Annotated in this window: 17 protein-coding genes and 1 riboswitch; of the genes, 10 read left to right on the forward strand and 7 right to left on the reverse strand. The window is 43.4% G+C overall.

Annotation, left to right across the window (positions count from 1 at the left end; translation table 11 throughout):
* Nucleotide 1 precedes the first annotated feature (1 nt).
* Nucleotides 2–802 carry a DUF3231 family protein gene (locus HNR44_RS17875; protein WP_281381438.1) on the forward strand — a complete coding sequence of 267 codons (801 nt, stop codon included), beginning with the start codon at nt 2–4 and terminating at the stop codon, nt 800–802.
* A 437-nt stretch (nt 803–1239) separates the two neighbouring features.
* Here the strand turns inward: HNR44_RS17875 and HNR44_RS15765 are convergent, their stop codons facing one another.
* Nucleotides 1240–2007, reverse strand: a complete 768-nt coding sequence (locus tag HNR44_RS15765; protein WP_184405299.1) for a class I SAM-dependent methyltransferase — start codon at nt 2005–2007, stop codon at nt 1240–1242.
* 174 nt (nt 2008–2181) lie between these two features.
* Between HNR44_RS15765 and HNR44_RS15770 the strand changes: the two genes are divergently transcribed.
* Nucleotides 2182–3411, forward strand: coding sequence for a Zn-dependent hydrolase (locus HNR44_RS15770; protein ID WP_246407558.1), 1230 nt, complete (start codon nt 2182–2184; stop codon nt 3409–3411).
* On the opposite strand, the gene thiT is transcribed toward HNR44_RS15770, so the two are convergent.
* Nucleotides 3408–3974 carry an energy-coupled thiamine transporter ThiT gene (gene thiT, locus HNR44_RS15775; protein WP_221434329.1) on the reverse strand — a complete coding sequence of 189 codons (567 nt, stop codon included), beginning with the start codon at nt 3972–3974 and terminating at the stop codon, nt 3408–3410. The genes HNR44_RS15770 and thiT overlap by 4 nt on opposite strands.
* A 72-nt stretch (nt 3975–4046) precedes the next feature.
* Nucleotides 4047–4147, reverse strand: a riboswitch (TPP riboswitch).
* Nucleotides 4148–4215: 68 nt separating this feature from the next.
* On the opposite strand from thiT, the gene HNR44_RS17730 reads away from it, so the two are divergent.
* From HNR44_RS17730 to HNR44_RS15800, 5 genes are all read left to right on the forward strand, one after another.
* The gene (locus HNR44_RS17730; RefSeq protein WP_184405300.1) at nt 4216–5475 is read left to right on the forward strand and encodes a phosphotransferase; all 1260 of its coding nucleotides are present in this window, start codon (nt 4216–4218) and stop codon (nt 5473–5475) included.
* Between the two features lie 118 nt (nt 5476–5593).
* Nucleotides 5594–6181 (forward strand): GNAT family N-acetyltransferase, encoded by a 588-nt coding sequence (locus HNR44_RS15785; protein WP_184405301.1) that lies wholly within the window; start codon nt 5594–5596, stop codon nt 6179–6181.
* 66 nt (nt 6182–6247) lie between these two features.
* Nucleotides 6248–8065 carry an adenine deaminase gene (gene ade / locus HNR44_RS15790; RefSeq protein ID WP_184405302.1) on the forward strand — a complete coding sequence of 606 codons (1818 nt, stop codon included), beginning with the start codon at nt 6248–6250 and terminating at the stop codon, nt 8063–8065.
* A gap of 136 nt (nt 8066–8201) precedes the next feature.
* Nucleotides 8202–8384 (forward strand): SE1832 family protein, encoded by a 183-nt coding sequence (locus HNR44_RS15795; RefSeq protein ID WP_184405303.1) that lies wholly within the window; start codon nt 8202–8204, stop codon nt 8382–8384.
* A gap of 102 nt (nt 8385–8486) precedes the next feature.
* A complete protein-coding gene (locus HNR44_RS15800) occupies nt 8487–9758 on the forward strand; it encodes an NCS2 family permease (RefSeq protein ID WP_184405305.1) in 1272 nt (423 codons plus the stop codon).
* Between the two features lie 341 nt (nt 9759–10099).
* On the opposite strand, the gene HNR44_RS15805 is transcribed toward HNR44_RS15800, so the two are convergent.
* The 4 genes from HNR44_RS15805 to HNR44_RS15820 all read right to left on the reverse strand — a co-directional run bounded on the left by HNR44_RS15805 (nt 10100) and on the right by HNR44_RS15820 (nt 13709).
* Nucleotides 10100–10582 (reverse strand): DinB family protein, encoded by a 483-nt coding sequence (locus HNR44_RS15805; protein WP_184405306.1) that lies wholly within the window; start codon nt 10580–10582, stop codon nt 10100–10102.
* A gap of 29 nt (nt 10583–10611) precedes the next feature.
* Nucleotides 10612–11766 carry an ABC transporter ATP-binding protein gene (locus tag HNR44_RS15810; protein WP_184405307.1) on the reverse strand — a complete coding sequence of 385 codons (1155 nt, stop codon included), beginning with the start codon at nt 11764–11766 and terminating at the stop codon, nt 10612–10614.
* A gap of 94 nt (nt 11767–11860) precedes the next feature.
* Nucleotides 11861–12784, reverse strand: a complete 924-nt coding sequence (locus HNR44_RS15815; protein WP_184405308.1) for a helix-turn-helix domain-containing protein — start codon at nt 12782–12784, stop codon at nt 11861–11863.
* A 43-nt stretch (nt 12785–12827) separates the two neighbouring features.
* On the reverse strand, nt 12828–13709 hold the full coding sequence (locus HNR44_RS15820; RefSeq protein WP_184405309.1) for a Cof-type HAD-IIB family hydrolase: 882 nt from the start codon (nt 13707–13709) through the stop codon (nt 12828–12830).
* A gap of 159 nt (nt 13710–13868) precedes the next feature.
* Here HNR44_RS15820 and HNR44_RS15825 point away from each other — a divergent pair, with 159 nt between their 5' ends.
* The 3 genes from HNR44_RS15825 to HNR44_RS15835 all read left to right on the forward strand — a co-directional run bounded on the left by HNR44_RS15825 (nt 13869) and on the right by HNR44_RS15835 (nt 16206).
* A complete protein-coding gene (locus tag HNR44_RS15825; RefSeq protein ID WP_184405311.1) occupies nt 13869–14525 on the forward strand; it encodes a TVP38/TMEM64 family protein in 657 nt (218 codons plus the stop codon).
* Between the two features lie 505 nt (nt 14526–15030).
* Complete coding sequence (locus HNR44_RS15830) at nt 15031–15168, forward strand: hypothetical protein (RefSeq protein ID WP_184405312.1); 138 nt, start codon at nt 15031–15033, stop codon at nt 15166–15168.
* Nucleotides 15169–15429: 261 nt separating this feature from the next.
* Complete coding sequence (locus HNR44_RS15835; protein ID WP_246407561.1) at nt 15430–16206, forward strand: CAP domain-containing protein; 777 nt, start codon at nt 15430–15432, stop codon at nt 16204–16206.
* A gap of 168 nt (nt 16207–16374) precedes the next feature.
* On the opposite strand, the gene trhA is transcribed toward HNR44_RS15835, so the two are convergent.
* Nucleotides 16375–17022: a PAQR family membrane homeostasis protein TrhA gene (gene trhA / locus HNR44_RS15840; RefSeq protein WP_343069550.1), complete on the reverse strand. Its 648-nt coding sequence runs from the start codon at nt 17020–17022 to the stop codon at nt 16375–16377.
* Nucleotides 17023–17145 lie beyond the last annotated feature (123 nt).

Below are 17145 nucleotides of genomic sequence, written 5' to 3' on the forward strand. Positions count from 1 at the left end.
GATGATTCAGAATGAGGAAGCAGCAGCCCCGATCGGTTTTACGCATGAAGACGTAAATCTTGATGCGCCAAGATTATTTGAGAACGGTTTTGATATTATGTTTAGTCGGGTCTTGAAAAAAATCAGCATGGGTCTATATGCCCTTCATTTATCGATGTCATATCGTGAAGATGTTGTAAAGTTTTATAAGGAGGTTACCCAAATCACGCAGAAATATTATAATGATTTTACTCAATATTTACTGGAAGAAGGGATCCTTCCTACCCCGAACTATGTAAACATGCCGAAGTCGGTGGATTATATCAATGATAAAAATTATATGAAAGGTTCGAATCTTATTGGTCATAAGCGATCGCTAAATACCATCGAGTTTGGTTATCTTTACCAGGGTATGGAGACCAATGTTTCCGGTATGCAATTAATGGCAGGTTTTTCTCAATGCGCCAAGAGTGAAGAGTTACAAAAATACTTTATGAAAGGAAAAGAACTTTCGAAAGAAATCATTCAAGAGACTGAGAAGATCCTTCTTCAAAATGATATTCATCCCCCTTCTACACCCGGAGGCACCGTAACAAGTTCAACATCGGCACCTTTTTCTCAAAAACTCATGATGTTTACCACATATCTTCTCTGTAATTTTTCGCTTGGAAGCCAAAGCTTTAACGCTTCTTTCAGCTTACGTAATGATTTGACTATAAACTCAGGCATCATGACTAAAGATGTATATGAATACGCACGTGAGGGTATTATGATCATGATCAATAATGGCTGGTTAGAGGAACCACCGAAAATGGATCTTTAAGTCTGCGAAGTCTTCTTTGATATCATTCTAAGCCCGGGTATCTCATGACTACCCGCTAAAAACGACTAAATGAGGCCCAACCATGCTACATTTTCATGTAATTGGATGGACCTCTTGATATGAAAGACTACCTCTAATAGATTGTTCAAAACGTCCGAGAAAAACTCCCAGACTACTAACAGTGTAGGTGATTGACGGCAAAACTATCCTACTCTTCAGAATTAAGTTTGTGATTCAACTCCTCTATACATTGCGATCCATCCACTCACGCAAATGTGGAAAATGCTAACATACAATTTTTCATTATAATCGTATTTGATATTTGATGTCTGTATAGAAGAGATCCCGTGAAAAAAATAACCTGGGAAGTCTGATTAATGCTTCCCAGGGAGGGAACTAGGCTTTTTCCTTTGATTAGGGAAAAGATTTGCCTATGTTCAATTCTCTTTACTTCCAATGAAAACCGTCCAACGATTTTGATCAATAATCGTTTGCCCCGTAGTTACTCCTTTTTTCACATGAGTGACATACTTCTCCAATTGCTCCTCGCTAAGCTCGTGAAGAATCGAGCGGCCTTCACGTTTGTAAATGGAATCTGCCCACTCGGCCACAGACGGATACACTTGATGAATTTCCCATAATGTCCTAGAAAAACAAGATTGAAATCCTGTGGTCTGCAATTGATCGATCAAAGATTCCTTAGGCACACGGCGTTTGTTTTCCAAGTCTTGTAATTCAGGAAAAAGTTCCAATAAGTACCCGCGGACATGGCCGGGAGAGCCTTGTACACGGCAATCTTCCGGGGTCCGGTTTTGGATCACGACATGGCCGCCCACACGCAATATACGTTTGGCTTCCAAGAGAAAAGGATCTAAGTCATCGAGATGATGGGTTACTGCCCGGGCAAATACAACGTCTATACTTTGATCTTCGAAAGGAAGTTCATAAGCATCCCCTTTAGTAAAGCGAAGGTGGGGAGCATTCTTGCGAGCTGTTTCTAGCATGGGCTCTGAGAAATCCACTCCTGTTATGCTAGCCCCTTTTTCTGCCAGGTGAGCCGTGTAAAGACCGGCCCCGCATCCAACATCGACGATTTCCTTATTTTCAAGCGTTACAAATGAAGATAGTTTCGTATACCAACGAGGATCAATGTCGCGATTTGTGTACATATGGCGATGTCTTTGTTTATGAAAAGATAATGTCATAGCTTCACAACCTTTATCTCTAGTATATACTAAAAAGCGTAGCAGGTCTTTCGAAAACTGTCGATAAAGACAGTATAATCGCTAATACTTACAGCAGTCTTACTCATCGTGTAAAATGGATGCAGGAAAATGAATGGGATGCATAGTGCTAAGCATAAAGGAGTGAACGGGGAAATGAGGATTAACCAGACTCGGTTGATGGAAACGATTGAGACAAGTTCTAAGATTGGTGCAACAACAAATGGCGATTTGCATCGGCTGGCTCTTACTCATGAAGATGTAGAGATGCGCACACAATTGGTTCACTGGTTAGAAACGGCCGGACTAGACGTTACGGTCGATGATTTTGGCAATATGTACGGAAAAAGGGAAGGAACGAACCCTGAACTTGCGCCTGTGGTGATTGGCTCGCATTTGGATACGCAACCTTATGGAGGGAAGTATGACGGTGTCGTCGGTGTGCTTTCAGCCTTAGAAGTGATTCGTACGTTCAATGATGAAGGAGTGAAGATGCCTCGACCGATCGTTATTGTAAATTTTACGAACGAGGAAGGTGCACGATTTGCCCCGCCTTTGCAAGGGTCGGGAGGAGCGCTTGGCGAATTATCTAAAACAGATATCTATGATACGGAAGACCAGGAAGGGACACGTTTTGAAACAGCCCTCGTGGAATCAGGTTATCAAGGAAAAGAAAGCGAGCGTTTAACAGGGGCGCATGCTTTTGTTGAATTACATATTGAACAAGGACCGGTCCTCGAACAAAAGCAAAAATGCATTGGCGTCGTCCAAGGGATTCAAGGTATGGCATGGCTTCAAGTGCACGTGAAAGGGGAAGCGGATCACGCCGGCAGCACGCCGATGTCGGGACGCAAAGATGCTCTCGTGGCTTCTTCAGCAATGATTACCGCTCTATCCAGATACGCAGAATCGGTGGAAGACTTGCACATTACTGTTGGAAGGCAACACGTGCATCCGAATGTACCCAATGTGATCCCAAGTGAAGTTACGTTTTCCGTTGATATGCGTCACCATGATGATCATATGCGTACAGGAGTAATTATGGCGATCCGCAAGATTTTATCTGATACGTCAAAAAGAAACGGTGTTGAGTATACGCTCGATACAAATTGGCATGGGGATACTGTTCATTTTTCCGAAAAGGTTAAAAACGTCATAGCAGAAGAAGCCTCCGCCTTGCAATATGACGCTGACCAGCTTTATAGCGGTGCTTCCCACGATGCCAAACATATGAGTCAGATAACGGATACCGGGATGATTTTCGTGCCGAGTGTCGGGGGCAAAAGTCATCAAGAGGCGGAGTATACGAGTGCTGAAGATATTGAAAAAGGGGCCAATCTCTTACTGAATGTGACGAAGAGATTGGCTAAAGAAAAAGAGATTTAAGAAGTGACAACGCTATTTCTTGATTTCATATTGAAAAATTCTGGTTGTGCTCTTGAAATCATATAGAGGACGGAAAGTGTGATGAGAACTTCTGGAAGTAAATAGGAAGCATTGTACACGAATGAATAGAGATACACATTCATTCCGTCAGGCGCAAGGCTCCCGAACCAAATAACACCCGAAATTCCATGGGATAAAAATCTTAGAAACGCCGCGAACAGCAAGCCGAGAAGTGCCCAACCTAATGATAACTTACCGGTACGGTTACGAATAGCAAATAAACCGGCCAGGCCGAGCGCTGCATAAGGAAGCGGATAATCCAATAGCAATTGGATCGGATGGACAATATAGGCATTGTACATGAGGTTCACGATCCCGACGAGGAGTCCTGTTAATACGCCTACGCGCCAGCCATGTCGAAAGGCCATAATGAAAATCGGAACCATCATTAAGGAAACCGATCCCCCCTGTGCCCATGGACCTGGAAAGCTGACGAAGCTCAATATCAACGCAAGCGCCGTCATCAACGCTACTTCCACCATCACTAACGTCCGTTTTTTCATAATAAAAATTCCCCTTTCTGTCGTCCACAGAGGGGGAAGTCAGGTTCATAGTACTGGGATCCGAACTCGCAATCTCAGTACTTCCCACTTCCCTACACTGGTATGAACCAGATCAGGTTCCAAGAGTTAGGACAATCGTCCCTCTCAGTCTTTCGACACCTCTAGTGGAAAAATGATTTGAAGATATATGCTTTATTATACGTATTTTAAGAATAATCGCAAGGTGACAGGGGCGAGTGAAGTGTTATTAAAGTTCATCGTTTTATCAAAAGATCAAAATAGGTTGCTATTAGATCAAAACCAGGGACGATACGCATGGCCGTCTGTTCATTGTGAGACGACTCACGTGGCTGTTACGTCGCATATTTATGATTTTTTTCTGGCGAAATACCACTTAAAAGTGAATGTGTTACGATGCTTTCTTCAAGATGGCAATTTGCGAATCTATGAAGTAGAGGCACTGGATGATGATCATCGACGATTCTGGGTAGATGCTTCCCTAGTCATGGAGCTTGTTGATTCGGGGGAACGAAAAGAATTCGCTGAATGGTTGACCAAGGTCAGTGATCGAGCAATTCCGTGGTTTCAGCCTGGGTGGCGTCAAGAAATGGAAATGTGGGTAAGGGAACAAATCCCAAGTCGGATCATTACATTTGAACAGGTGAGAAGCTGGGAACGGTCAGCGTTGTTTAAGATTCACACGAAACAAGAGAATTATTACTTCAAAGCTGTACCTGAGGTGTTTTCACATGAACCAAGCGTTCAGAACTTCATTGCAGAACTCTATCCCTCTTATGTTCCAGAAGTGATCGTACAAGATATCGAAAAAAATAGTTATATGATGCGGGAATTAGAGGGGGGCCTTCTCGGTGAGTCTGATCAAAGGATTCATTGGAAAAGAGCTTTGCAGCAAATGGTTACCATTCAACGTCAGTCTATCTACGATAATCGGGAACTTCAAAAATTGGCTTGCCCGGTAAGACCGATGAAGGAAGTTCTAACCAACCATTTGCCAATAGCCTTAGATGAATTAGTGACTAACTTTCGTATTCCAAGAGAGCACTACACTTCCTTAAAAGAGAGTATACCTTCGATGATGGCGCATGTTCATGCGTTAGAACACTCAAATCTCCCACTTGCTTTAGATCATGGTGATTTTTTCGGTGGGAATATTATTGTTCAAGATGGCCAGCCGCTCATCTATGATTGGTCGGACAGTTCACTCACCCATCCGTTTTTGAGTGTAATTGTGTTTTTGGATGAAGTGAAGGAGCTTTTCTCAGAAGATTTTCGCAACCAATTACTCGGTGTATACCTAGATAATTGGAGAGCGTTCGACACTTATCCTCGCTTGCAAAAGGAATTTCACCTTGTACATGTGCTTGCCCCTTTATTTTATCTTACCGTACACCAACGTTATATTTTTCCTGCATTCAAAGATAATATAGAGCACCAGCAGATCATTGATCATTACGTAGACCAATGGTTAGCAAACATCTAAATTTGGCGCGCATATCCCTTCAATAGGTAGGGTGCAATGTACGTTCATTTCAGATACAATGATATTATCAAACGGCTTTAGAGATTCTCGGACCGTCAATTGGGGTGGATGGGCACGCGTGCAATATGGGTTTAATCAAAACGAGGAAGAAAGGATGGAGAAGATGTCCTTTACCATTCGTGAAATGAAAAAGGGGGACGCTTACGGTATTGCCTATGTTCATGTGAATAGTTGGAAAACCACGTACCGCGGCGTTGTTCCACAAGATTACTTAGACAGTTTAGACGTAAAAGAACGTCAGAAAAAATGGGAGAAAAAACTTGAAGACTATCCAGCGGAATCCAACTATGGAATTGTTGCGGTGAATGACCAATCCGATATTGTTGGTTTTGCGATTTGCGATGAGGCAGAAGAAAAAGATCCCGTGGATGGGGAATTAAATGCGATTTACATACTTGGTGATTATCAACAACAAGGAATAGGCCGCGCATTTTTGCGAAAGATTCTCGAAAATTTTCGTGAAAGGGGTTGGAAGACATTTGCCATCGTTGCCTTGGTCGACAACCCTTCCATGCCATTCTATGAAAAATTGCGCCCTCATTATCTCCGCTTAGATACGTTTACGGTCCATGAGAAAGCGCTCAAGGAATGGGTGATGACCTTTTCCATAGATGAGGTGGAGCATATGGTTGGTAAGAAACAATAGACATGCACTTGGCAAACCATACTTCCCACAGGTATATAAACGAGAGGTATAAAAGGAGCGAAAACCATGCATACACATCCATTTCCACGGCCCCAGCAGGCGGATTGCATTAGGGATTTAAACAAAACGGCGCGTGGAGATCAAACCGCAACCCTGGTGATCAAAAACGCAAAGGTCGTTAATGTGGTTTCAAATGAGATTTTGCCCAATACAGATGTTGCAGTGCAAGGTTCCCGCATTGCCTATGTGGGAAAAAATGCTGATCATACTATCGGTGAACAAACGTCCGTCCTTCAAGCTGAAGGCCGCTATTTGACCCCGGGTCTTTTGGACGGCCATTGCCATATCGAAAGCAGTCAGGTTACTCCTACCCAATTTGCCAGGGCTGTCTTGCCGAAAGGGACGACGGCTGGTTTTTTTGACCCCCATGAAATTGCGAATGTTCTTGGCATGGAGGGCATGAAGCTCATGCTTGAAGAAGCCAGGCAAACCCCGTTGGCCGCGTACATGCAAGTGGCTTCGTGCGTACCCTCTACAAATGAAACGTTAGAAACGAATGGTGCAGACATTGGTCCTGAAGATGTTAAGGAAGCATTTACGTGGGGACCTGACATGATCGCACTGGGTGAAGTGATGAACTTTCCGGGCGTCGTTCATGGCGACGAAAAAATGCTTTCAGAAATTGAGCAAACGTTGCGAGCGGGAAGGCCGGCAGATGGACATTATACATGGCCGCCGGAAGATGATCGAAGGCTTTCAGCATACACAGCCGCAGGGGTTAGCGGAGATCATGAAATCACAACAGCTGAAGATGTCATTGAAAAAATTCGTATGGGTATGTATGCGAAGCTTCGTCGAGGATCGGCTTGGCATGATGTAGTCGAAACGATCAAGGCGTATACAGAGCAAGGAATCGACACGAGACGTATGATTTTAGTCACCGATGATCGCAGCCCTGAATCATTAGTAGATGAAGGGCATATGGACTTTGTCGTTCGGCATGCCATTGAACAGGGTGTTCCTCCTGTGACCGCTATCCAGATGGCTACCATCAATCCGGCAGAGCGTTTCGGGATTTCCCATGATATTGGCATGATTGCCCCTGGCCGTTTTGCGGACCTCCTTTTATTAGAGGGGCGATTAGCAGAAATGAATATAGGCACAACGATCGCCGCCGGGCAAGTCATAGCGGAAAATGGGGAAATGGTCGTTGATTTGCCCAATTTTCCATTGCCGAAGCAGGCGATTCAATCTGTTCATATTGATAAAAAAGTAGTGGCAGCCGATTTCCGAATCGCTTCACCTACGGACCAAGGTGAAGCTCTGGTCCGTACGATTCAAGTCCGTGAAAATCATGTGGATACGAAAGAGCGTCACACTACACTCCCTTGCAACAATGGTGAGCTAAAGCTCGAAGGGGATTTCAGCAAAATGGCGGTTATTGAACGACATGGTGTCAATGGAAATCAAGGGCTCGGTATTCTGAATGGTGTCGGTTTGCAAGCACCTGCAGCCATTGCTTCAACGGTTGCCCATGATAGTCACAATCTCATGGTGATCGGAAATGATGACGAGAAAATGGCAAAGGCAGCCAATAAAGTCATCGACATGCAAGGAGGAATCGCCGTTGTGTCCGAGGCTGGCTTGACTTCCCTGCCTTTGCCGGTAGCAGGGCTCATGTCAGACGCTCCGTTTGAACATGTAGCCAATGCTTCCCGAGCAGTGAGCGATGCGCTGGCGGATGCAGGCTGTACAATGAACTACGCATTTATGACGCTTTCTCTCCTCGCTCTTGTTGTGATCCCTGATATCCGCCTCTCCGATCAAGGGCTCGTGAGAATTACGGATGCAGGTTTTGAAAAAGTTTCTTTATTCGTGGAGTAAGATAGATGCTTTTGATCCAGATGGAGCCGCCATTCGGATGAACAATTTCGGGGCGGTTGTTGTTTTAATGGTGGATGTTTGCCGAAATTGTGAAGAAATGTTAGGTTTATGGTAAAGCAGAAGCGAGGGTTCACCGATGACAGTAAAGGAACTGGAAGAAAAGCTAAATCTGTTGAAAAGTGATTACGTTCGCGTTCAGGGAGACGTCGAAAAAATCGAATCGGTTGGCGGCAACGTACGGCCAGCCACACGTCAATTACGGGATTTAGAGAAAGAAATCAGCCGCGTTCGTCAACAAATGAGAGAAGCGAACACATAACCTAAGGGTTTCCTATATGTTGCCGGAAGGGGCCAGCTACGAGTTCTCCCACATAAATAGGGAAACTCGTAGTTTTTTGCTGTGAGATGGGGGAATGGAAAAATGTTTGAAAGGATATTTCAACTGCAAGAACATGGCACCACAGTCAAACAAGAGGTCTTGGCAGGAATCACGATCTTTTTTGCGGCTGCTCATATCATTATCGTTAATCCAACGATTCTAGCAGACGGCGGTATTCCCTTTAATTATGCCATGATTGCGACCGTGTTTGTGACCGTGATTGGCAGCTTGCTTTTAGGTTTATGGGCAAATGTTCCGCTTGCGCTTGCTCCGGGTATGGGGATCAACGCTTTTTTTGTGTATACACTTGTGCAAGGCTATGATTTAAGCTGGCAGATGGGTCTTGCGGTGGTGATCGTTTCCGGAGTATTTCTTATGATTGCCACCTTTACACCTTTGGCGGCTGCCTTATCCCGTGCCGTTCCGAATTCATTAAAATTTAGCATCAGTGCTGGTATCGGTTTGTTACTCGTCATGATCGGTTTGCAAATGGGAGAAGTGATCGTTGCAGATGAGGAAACATTAATCACTCTTGCTCCCCTTGAGTCTCCGTCCCTGGCATTTACGCTATTGGGTCTATTGTTGATTTTGATCCTTTATGTAAAACGGGTGAAAGGGGCGTTTGTGATCGGCTTGCTGGTCACAACAGCTATCATTTATTTAACCGGATCAGGTGGTGGGGCCATTGAAAGCGAACCGTTAGATCTTGGAGGGTACATGGGGATCTTTACGACCGCAGATTTTAGCGGGTTGTGGCATGTGCCTTTTTGGATGGCTGTTTTTTCACTTACATTGCTGATCCTTTTTGATACGCTCGGTCTCGTTCACGGCTTAGTTCCACATGGAAAAGATGTGAATCGTGTTTACCAAGGCAGCGCGATTAACGCTGGGATCAGTGGTTTTTTTGGAACCTCGCCCACCGTCCTTGTCGTTGAAAGTGCAGCAGGCATGGCTGAAGGCGGGAAAACAGGGCTAACAGCAGTCACAGCAGGACTCCTTTTTTTATCCAGTTTTATCGTCATGCCTTTTATTTCGGGGGTGCCTGACGCTGCGATCGCACCGATTTTAATTATTGTAGGGATGTCCATGGCGGAAAAATTACGGGATATTCCAGGGGATTTCACTGAATGGTTTCCAGCGGGACTCACCGCTATTCTCATCCCACTAACCTATTCCATTATTGATGGACTGGCTGCAGGATTCATCCTTTATCCACTCATGAAATGGGTGACAGGCAGGCGTGCAGATGTGCATCCTTACCAATATGTGATTGCGTTATTATTCATTTGCAACTATGCACTTTTGTTGATGTAAGGAGCGCCGAATGAATGTACTTTCGCCAAATATTTTGGCCATTACGCCGAATAATCGTGCTAGGCGCTGAATTCCCCATTGCCTTAGCTGAATAAAAGAGTATTGCGATGAAATATGGGGTCCTCCCACCGAAAAGGCGATGAGAAGCGCCGAATAAGCGACCGCTAACCGTGAAAAAACTCCGATGTGATGGTTTGTTATCACATCGGAGTTTTTATTTCAAAAAGTCTGGGAAACATAGCGTTCGTATCTCTTGGTCGTGTTGCTTCCGCGCTCTTCGACTGCTCAGACCTTTTTGTCCTCTTTTTTGAGCACGTATTTAAAAGGATCGCCTTTGATTTTTATTTTTCGCTCGAATGGATCGTCTTCTTTATTCCTTTAAAGACCCCTGTGTGTAACCCTTCATGGTAGAGAGAAAAACGAAGTAATTCGCCAACCGTTTCGATTTGGGCTTTCCCAATGGGAAATGGCTCTTTCAACGGCTCATCCAAGTGAGAGCTTAACACGGTTTGCAGCTGATCGGTTTGGTTCCGCATAAAAAAGCGAATCTCATCCAGCGTCGGAGGTGCTTCCTCCCAATCTGCCGGGCTTGTACCACGGGCGAAGAATTTTTCGTAGCGAGCGGGGAGCTCTACTCTGTGAGAACTATACCCATTTACTAGCATGGCTTGGATGGTTCCGATGTGTCCCAAGTTCCAGCGAATGGAATTGTTATAGCCATTCGGAATGCGATCAGCGTCTGCTTCTGTTAGCTCCTTGACTTCAAACAGTGTGGCTTTCCGAACAAAAATGACCTGATTCCATAAATCCCTTTCATCTGTCATAATGAGATTCTCCTTCTCATTTATTAGTTTTATGATTCTGCGGCAGCTGCGCTTTCCTTTTCTTCTGGAAGTTCCTGGGTTTCATGCGGTGGTTTGATGCGTTGCTCAGTTTCAGGATCAAAGAAATGAACCTTGTTCATGTCAAAACCAAGTTCGAGCTGATCGCCTTGATCGATATTGCTCTGTGGATTAACGATCGCAGTAATTTCCTGATCTCCGATTTTCGTGTAAAGAACGGTTTCTGAACCCGTTAATTCAGCGATATCAATGGTAACTTGTGCTTTCGATTCTTGTAAGGTATCTAGCAAAGCTTTTTCCTCGTGCAAATCTTCAGGGCGAATACCTAAAGTGATGTCTTTTCCTTCATATTTTTTCAGTTCGTTACGCCTGTTTTCAGGTAGTTTCAAAGAAATATGATCATTAAACCAGAAGCGGCCCTCACGCAAATGACCTTGCAAGAAGTTCATCGAAGGTGAGCCGATAAATCCACCGACAAACATATTTTCCGGGTAAAGGTAGACTTGCCTTGGAGCCCCGATTTGCTGGATGAAGCCATCTTTCATAACAACGATGCGGGAAGCCATTGTCATTGCTTCTGTCTGATCGTGAGTGACATAGATGGTCGTTGTTTTTAAGCGCTGATGTAGTTTAATAATTTCAGAACGCATCTGTACCCGCAGTTTCGCATCCAGGTTTGACAACGGCTCATCCATCAAGAACACTTTCGGGTTACGCACAATGGCACGACCAAGGGCTACACGTTGACGCTGTCCCCCTGATAGCGCTTTAGGTTTACGGTTCAAATAATCGTCCAATCCGAGAATACGACTGGCATTCTCGACACGTTCCTTGATCTCTGCTTTTTTGAACTTCCGTAACTTTAAACCGAACGCCATGTTATCAAATACATTCATGTGTGGGTATAGCGCGTAATTTTGAAAAACCATTGCAATATCCCGGTCTTTCGGAGATACATCATTGACGTAATTTTCATCAATATATAACGAGCCCTCCGTAATTTCTTCAAGGCCTGCAATCATACGGAGTGTCGTCGATTTTCCGCACCCGGAAGGTCCGACAAAAACGATAAATTCCTCGTCAGAAATATTCAAATTAAAATCAGTTACAGCGGTTACATTTCCATCAAATCGTTTATAGATGTGATCGAGTTTTATTTCTGCCATTCCAGTTCCCCCTCTTTTTCGAATTGCTAGTGGTTCTCATAGCCTCATCGTAAACGCTTTCAATCATAAAAACTATTCGTAAAATGCCTAAACTTCACGAGTGGTTTTCGTCACTATGCACGAAAGGGGAAAACTCTCCGGTTAACCATAAGGCAATATAGGTACTTACCATGGTAGTGAAATGATTTAACAGCGGACCGTTGATTTCCTGAAATTTGTCGAGGCGGTATTGCAATGTATTACGGTGAATATGCAACCGTTTGGCTGCTTTACTAAGGTTGAGCTGCGATTGCAAATAGACGTGGACCGTCTCGAGCAACTCCTTATCCGTATCATTCAATAACCTTCGTTGCCAATAGCCTAAATGTATATGCTCGCTTTCTTTGAAAAGGTCTATGAGGGCTTCTTCAGATGAAGTGAAAAGAATACGGCCAGGAAACAATTGTTTAAACGTTTGAAAACGTTCGTATTCCCGCTGATGATTTTTTTTAGCAAGGTGAAGATCTTGGTGCTGGCTTGCTTGATACATACAAATATCAATGAGGAAATCTCCTTCCAATGCACGAAGAAAGGAGAGGAGATTCGTTTCTGGATCATGATCGACGCTCCTGGAAATGATTACGCCTTCAGTATCTGTATTCCAAATGATATGGCCTTCTAAAGGAAAGGCATTACGGAATGCCTCGGTAAACGCTAAAGGCTCGTCCGGTGCATGACTGAGGGAAAAATGATGAAAACGATAAGGAGCATCTGTATCAGGAGGGAAACTCCCGTCTGCGTGATCATTTAAATAAGCTGCCCATTGCTTTTCCTTGTTGTTGTAATCAATTTCTGCAATGGGCACACGTTTGAGAAATGTGTTCAGCAATCCACGTTCTCTTTGACCTAAATAATCATTAGGAAGCCCGATGATGTCATAGCGGTTCGTGTAAAACCATACATACTTTTCAGGGGAGGATACCTGTGAGGGATGGTGCACAATATGATCAGGATAAAGTTCTTTTAAATGCTGGATCATGTTGGCTCCTCCTTTAAAGAGCTAAGAAATGGATACGTTTTATCTAAATCAGTGTATTTCTTTTTAAAATATGTTTTTCGATGGCTGTGGCTACACCGTCATTGTCATTATCGTCCGTTGTTGTGTGTGTGATTTTTTTAACCTCTGTCTCTGCGTTCCCCATTGCAATACTAAGGCCTGCAGTTTTGAACATCGACAAATCGTTATAATTGTCTCCAATTGCGACCGTATTCTCTAAAGCAATTCCAAGGTGTTCTGCGATATATTGTAATCCGCTTCCTTTCCCCACTTCTGCAGGCATAATTTCGAGATTGTCCCTTCCCGAGGAAGTAATGTTAATTTCGCCATCGTTTTCCCAGGCATCCCGAATCATTTGCAATCGTTCAGGAAATAAAGAAAGGACGAGAAACTTATAGGCTGTAAAACGATGGCTGGGAATATCCTCAGGAGCAGGAAGCATTTGAAGCCCTATATCCTTAAGGTGTTGATCAGCCTGGTCACGGATACCTTCTTTTAGAACTTCACTATTTGGCTGAGTGCGGACATATTCGTGTAAATCATTTAAAAAGAACTGGTAGGCATCATCCGTTGCGTAAATGCCATTTGAAGTTGCCAAATGAAAATAAAAATGTCGTTCGTTTAACCAAGAAGCGATGTTTGTAGCGGTATTTATGTGGAGATGTTCTTCTTTTAAAATCTTACCGTTACCCTCGGCAATAACCGCTCCGTTTGCACATACATAAGCCTCAGCAGGAATGTCTGCTTTCGTGACAATTTCTTTTGCGTCATCTAATGATCGTCCGGTAGCAATGACAAAAGAGTGCCCTTCGTGTTTCATACGCTGAACGACTTCCGCTGTATAGTCGCTCACATATTTCTCTGAATGTAATAGTGTTCCGTCCATATCGATGGCTACTAATTTCATTGAATTTTACACCTTCTTTTAATTTGAAGATTAACGATTTAAGGATGATAATGGGCACAACATTATGTATTTCCTTTAGACTATACCTTAATCATTTTACAATAGACGAGGAGTGGACGAAAGGTAGAGGCTTCTTAAGGATAAAAAGGACGGTTTTGTATGGACAGAGGAAAAATAAAAGGGATAGTGGTCATCGCTAGTGTTATACTGATGGTGATTTTTGCTTATCAGGCCGGCGATGGTTGGAACGCTGCAGATATTCAAGATTATATAGACAACTTCGGTTTTTTTGCGCCGTTCCTCTTTCTTCTTCTCAGTTCCCTTCGCCCTGTTATTTTAGTGCCTGCATCGGTATTAGGATTTGCAGGTGGGCTGCTCTTTGGACTCTGGGGAGGAGTTGTGCTAACCATGATAGGTTCCTTACTCGCTGCCACGCTAGGATACTTTATGGCGGAGTTTGTAGGAGCAAAATGGATTGAAAAAAAGACGCAGGGTGTGCGGCTTCAAAGCTTGAAAAACCAACTTTTACGATACGGTTTTTACTATGTTCTGTTTTTGCGATTAACTCCGATCATAAGCTTTGATCTTATTAGCATTTTAAGTGGGATTACTAGGGTTCCATTTTCAAAATATATAGCAGCAACGGCGCTTGGGATTTTGCCTGGGGCATTTTTCTTTACATTTATGGGTGCCAGTGTGGCTGCTGGTGATATGGCATTGCTTCTAACGATTCTAGGCATAGTCCTTCTCGTATTTATCGGAGGTATGATCTTCTATGTTGTTAAAGGGGTTGTTCAAAAAGACCGGGAAAAATAGGTGTGTCAGCTTGCGGGGTGAGGGAGGTCAGCGTTTTCACTTTCAGTGACAGCGCTGCTACTAGCGAATACGGCGCCTCGCACGTACCTAAAACGTATCTTCGGAAAAGAAATCCCCTTTTCCTTCGTGCGTGCGAAGTGAATGCTTTCTTGGTGCCAGCAGGATGCTCGAGACGAGCTTCCTTGCCCTCCAGAGCATAAGAAAATCTAGACTCGCCATTTTGGCGATAAGCTAACATTTTCTAAAACTTCTCGGCGCTTTTTGTCCTCCTTTTGAACACGGAACTTAAAGAAAGCGTTCATGAATGGAGAGGCAGAAGGAAATTTGGACTTCATACTGCCGGTCAAAGTCCATGGTGGATATCTCCCCTAAACATTTAGAAATATATGAAAAAACCGCACAATGTAAAAAAACTTCAAAAACATACAGGTGACGCATATATTTCGGTTTAAATGGGTATTGTTTATTAAGCACCTAATCAATGAAAATAAAGGAGGACATCATAATGAGTAAAAAATGGTTGTATTCTCTACTATCTGGTGTTTTTGCGGTAGGCATGCTTGCAGCATGTGGTGACATGGAAGAAGATCCAGGTGCACCACCGGAAGATGACGGTATGGGTGAAGAAGAAGGAGATATGTAAGAGAAGAAAAACGCCAGCTCTAACAGGCTGGCATTTTTTCTTCTAAAACGATTGTTTAAAAAATCCAGCCATTGTTATATCATTGATATTAAATTCATAGGGAAGTTATTGGATTTTATGTAAGTTGAAAACTTTGAAATACAACTGTAAAAAACTTGCTTTCTTTTACTTATAATGGAAGTAATTAACGTTTGAAATCTTTTTCTCTTCCCTTTTCAACAATCATAACCCTTGCGATAATAATATCGGAGGTGATTACGCATGAAAAAATATTTAGTGGCGTTATCCGCATTTCTACTTGTTCCTGCCGGAGCGATGGCACAAGACGAAGAAGACAAATACTTAGAAGGAGAGGATACAAGCAACCCCTTATTCAATGTCCAAGAGACCGACGGAAATTGGAGCTTTGAAACGAATGATCTTGAATCTTTCTTTCAAAAGCTTGAAGACAGGTTTAACATTGAAATCAGTTACCCTGAATTTGATCAAGCAGAAGATGAAGAAGGGTCAGAATCTGAAGCCAATAACGATGGTTCCGCTGAAGAAGGACATGAACACGAAGAACAACAACAAGAGGAAGGCCAGCCTGAATCTGAAATGAACGGTGCTTCCACCGATTCAGATCAAAACAATGATTCAAACTCCGAGGGCGACAGCAGCTTTACCGAAGAAGTCATTGAGCTTACAAACGAAGAAAGAACGTCCCATGGCCTAGAGCCGTTAGAAGCTCACGATGAACTTTCAGAGGTGGCGACTGTAAAATCTGAAGATATGCGTGATAGCGATTATTTCTCCCATGATAGTCCAAATTATGGTTCTCCATTTGATATGATGAACGAATTTGGTGTTGACTACAGAGGTGCAGGTGAGAATATTGCTGCTGGACAGCAAACACCTGAACAAGTCGTTGACGGTTGGATGGACTCTGACGGACACCGTGCCAACATCCTCAACGATGACTTTACTCATATTGGTGTTGGTTATGCTGAAGGTGGCAGTTACGGTCAATACTGGACGCAAATGTTCTTAACAGAATAGAAAAGATAAAAGGCAGGTGAACGTAATATCGTTGACCTGCCTTTTTTTGGCAGGTAAGAAAGTATAACTCAACTTTCTTATCTGCATAAGTGCAACTAAGGATTTCTCCATAAAAGCTTGGCGAAAAGCCAAGTTTTCTAATATTTTCCCCGAGTTTTTGAACAACTCTTAAAGTGGAATGATGTATAAAAACACGGCAAAAAAATGGGCCACTGAACCAGCAATGACGAATACATGCCAGACGGCATGATGATAGGGAAAGCTCCGCCACATATAGAATAAGGTGCCGACGGTATACAAAATGCCGCCGCTCAAGAGCAGCATCGTTGCTTCGCTCGGTATTGCTGCTACAAGAGGATTCCAGGCAATAATGATAATCCAGCCCATTCCAATATAGAAAATGGTGGATAATATCCTGAACCGTTTAACAAAGAATGCTTTAAACGTAATTCCTACGACAGCAACCCCCCAAACGATCCCAAAAAGTGTCCAACTTAAAGCCCCTTCCAATGCATGAAAAAGGAAAGGGGTGTACGTTCCGGCGATAAATAGATAAATCGCAGAATGATCAAAGATCTCAAACAGATCTTTCGCCTTTCCCTTTGGGAAACTATGGAGTAAGGTTGAACAGACATAAAGAATGATCATGGTAACACCGAAAATGGAGACGCTCACGACGTGTAACGGCGTCCCAACCATGGAAGCATGCACAACTAATAGTACGAGTGCCGCGATACTAAGTATACTGCCAATGCCATGTGTAATGGCGTTAGCGATCTCTTCTTTTTTTGAAAAAATATGAGTGTTGTCTAGCACAGCGCCACTCCTTCCTTGTAAAAGCTCTCGTGTTTTATTATAACGCAGTTCCATCCTTAATGCGATTCATACCTTTTGATACAAGCAAAAACCGGATGAAAGATGTTTTCTTTCACCCGGTGC

The organism is Geomicrobium halophilum, from assembly GCF_014207655.1.
Lineage (GTDB): Bacteria > Bacillota > Bacilli > Bacillales > Marinococcaceae > Geomicrobium > Geomicrobium halophilum.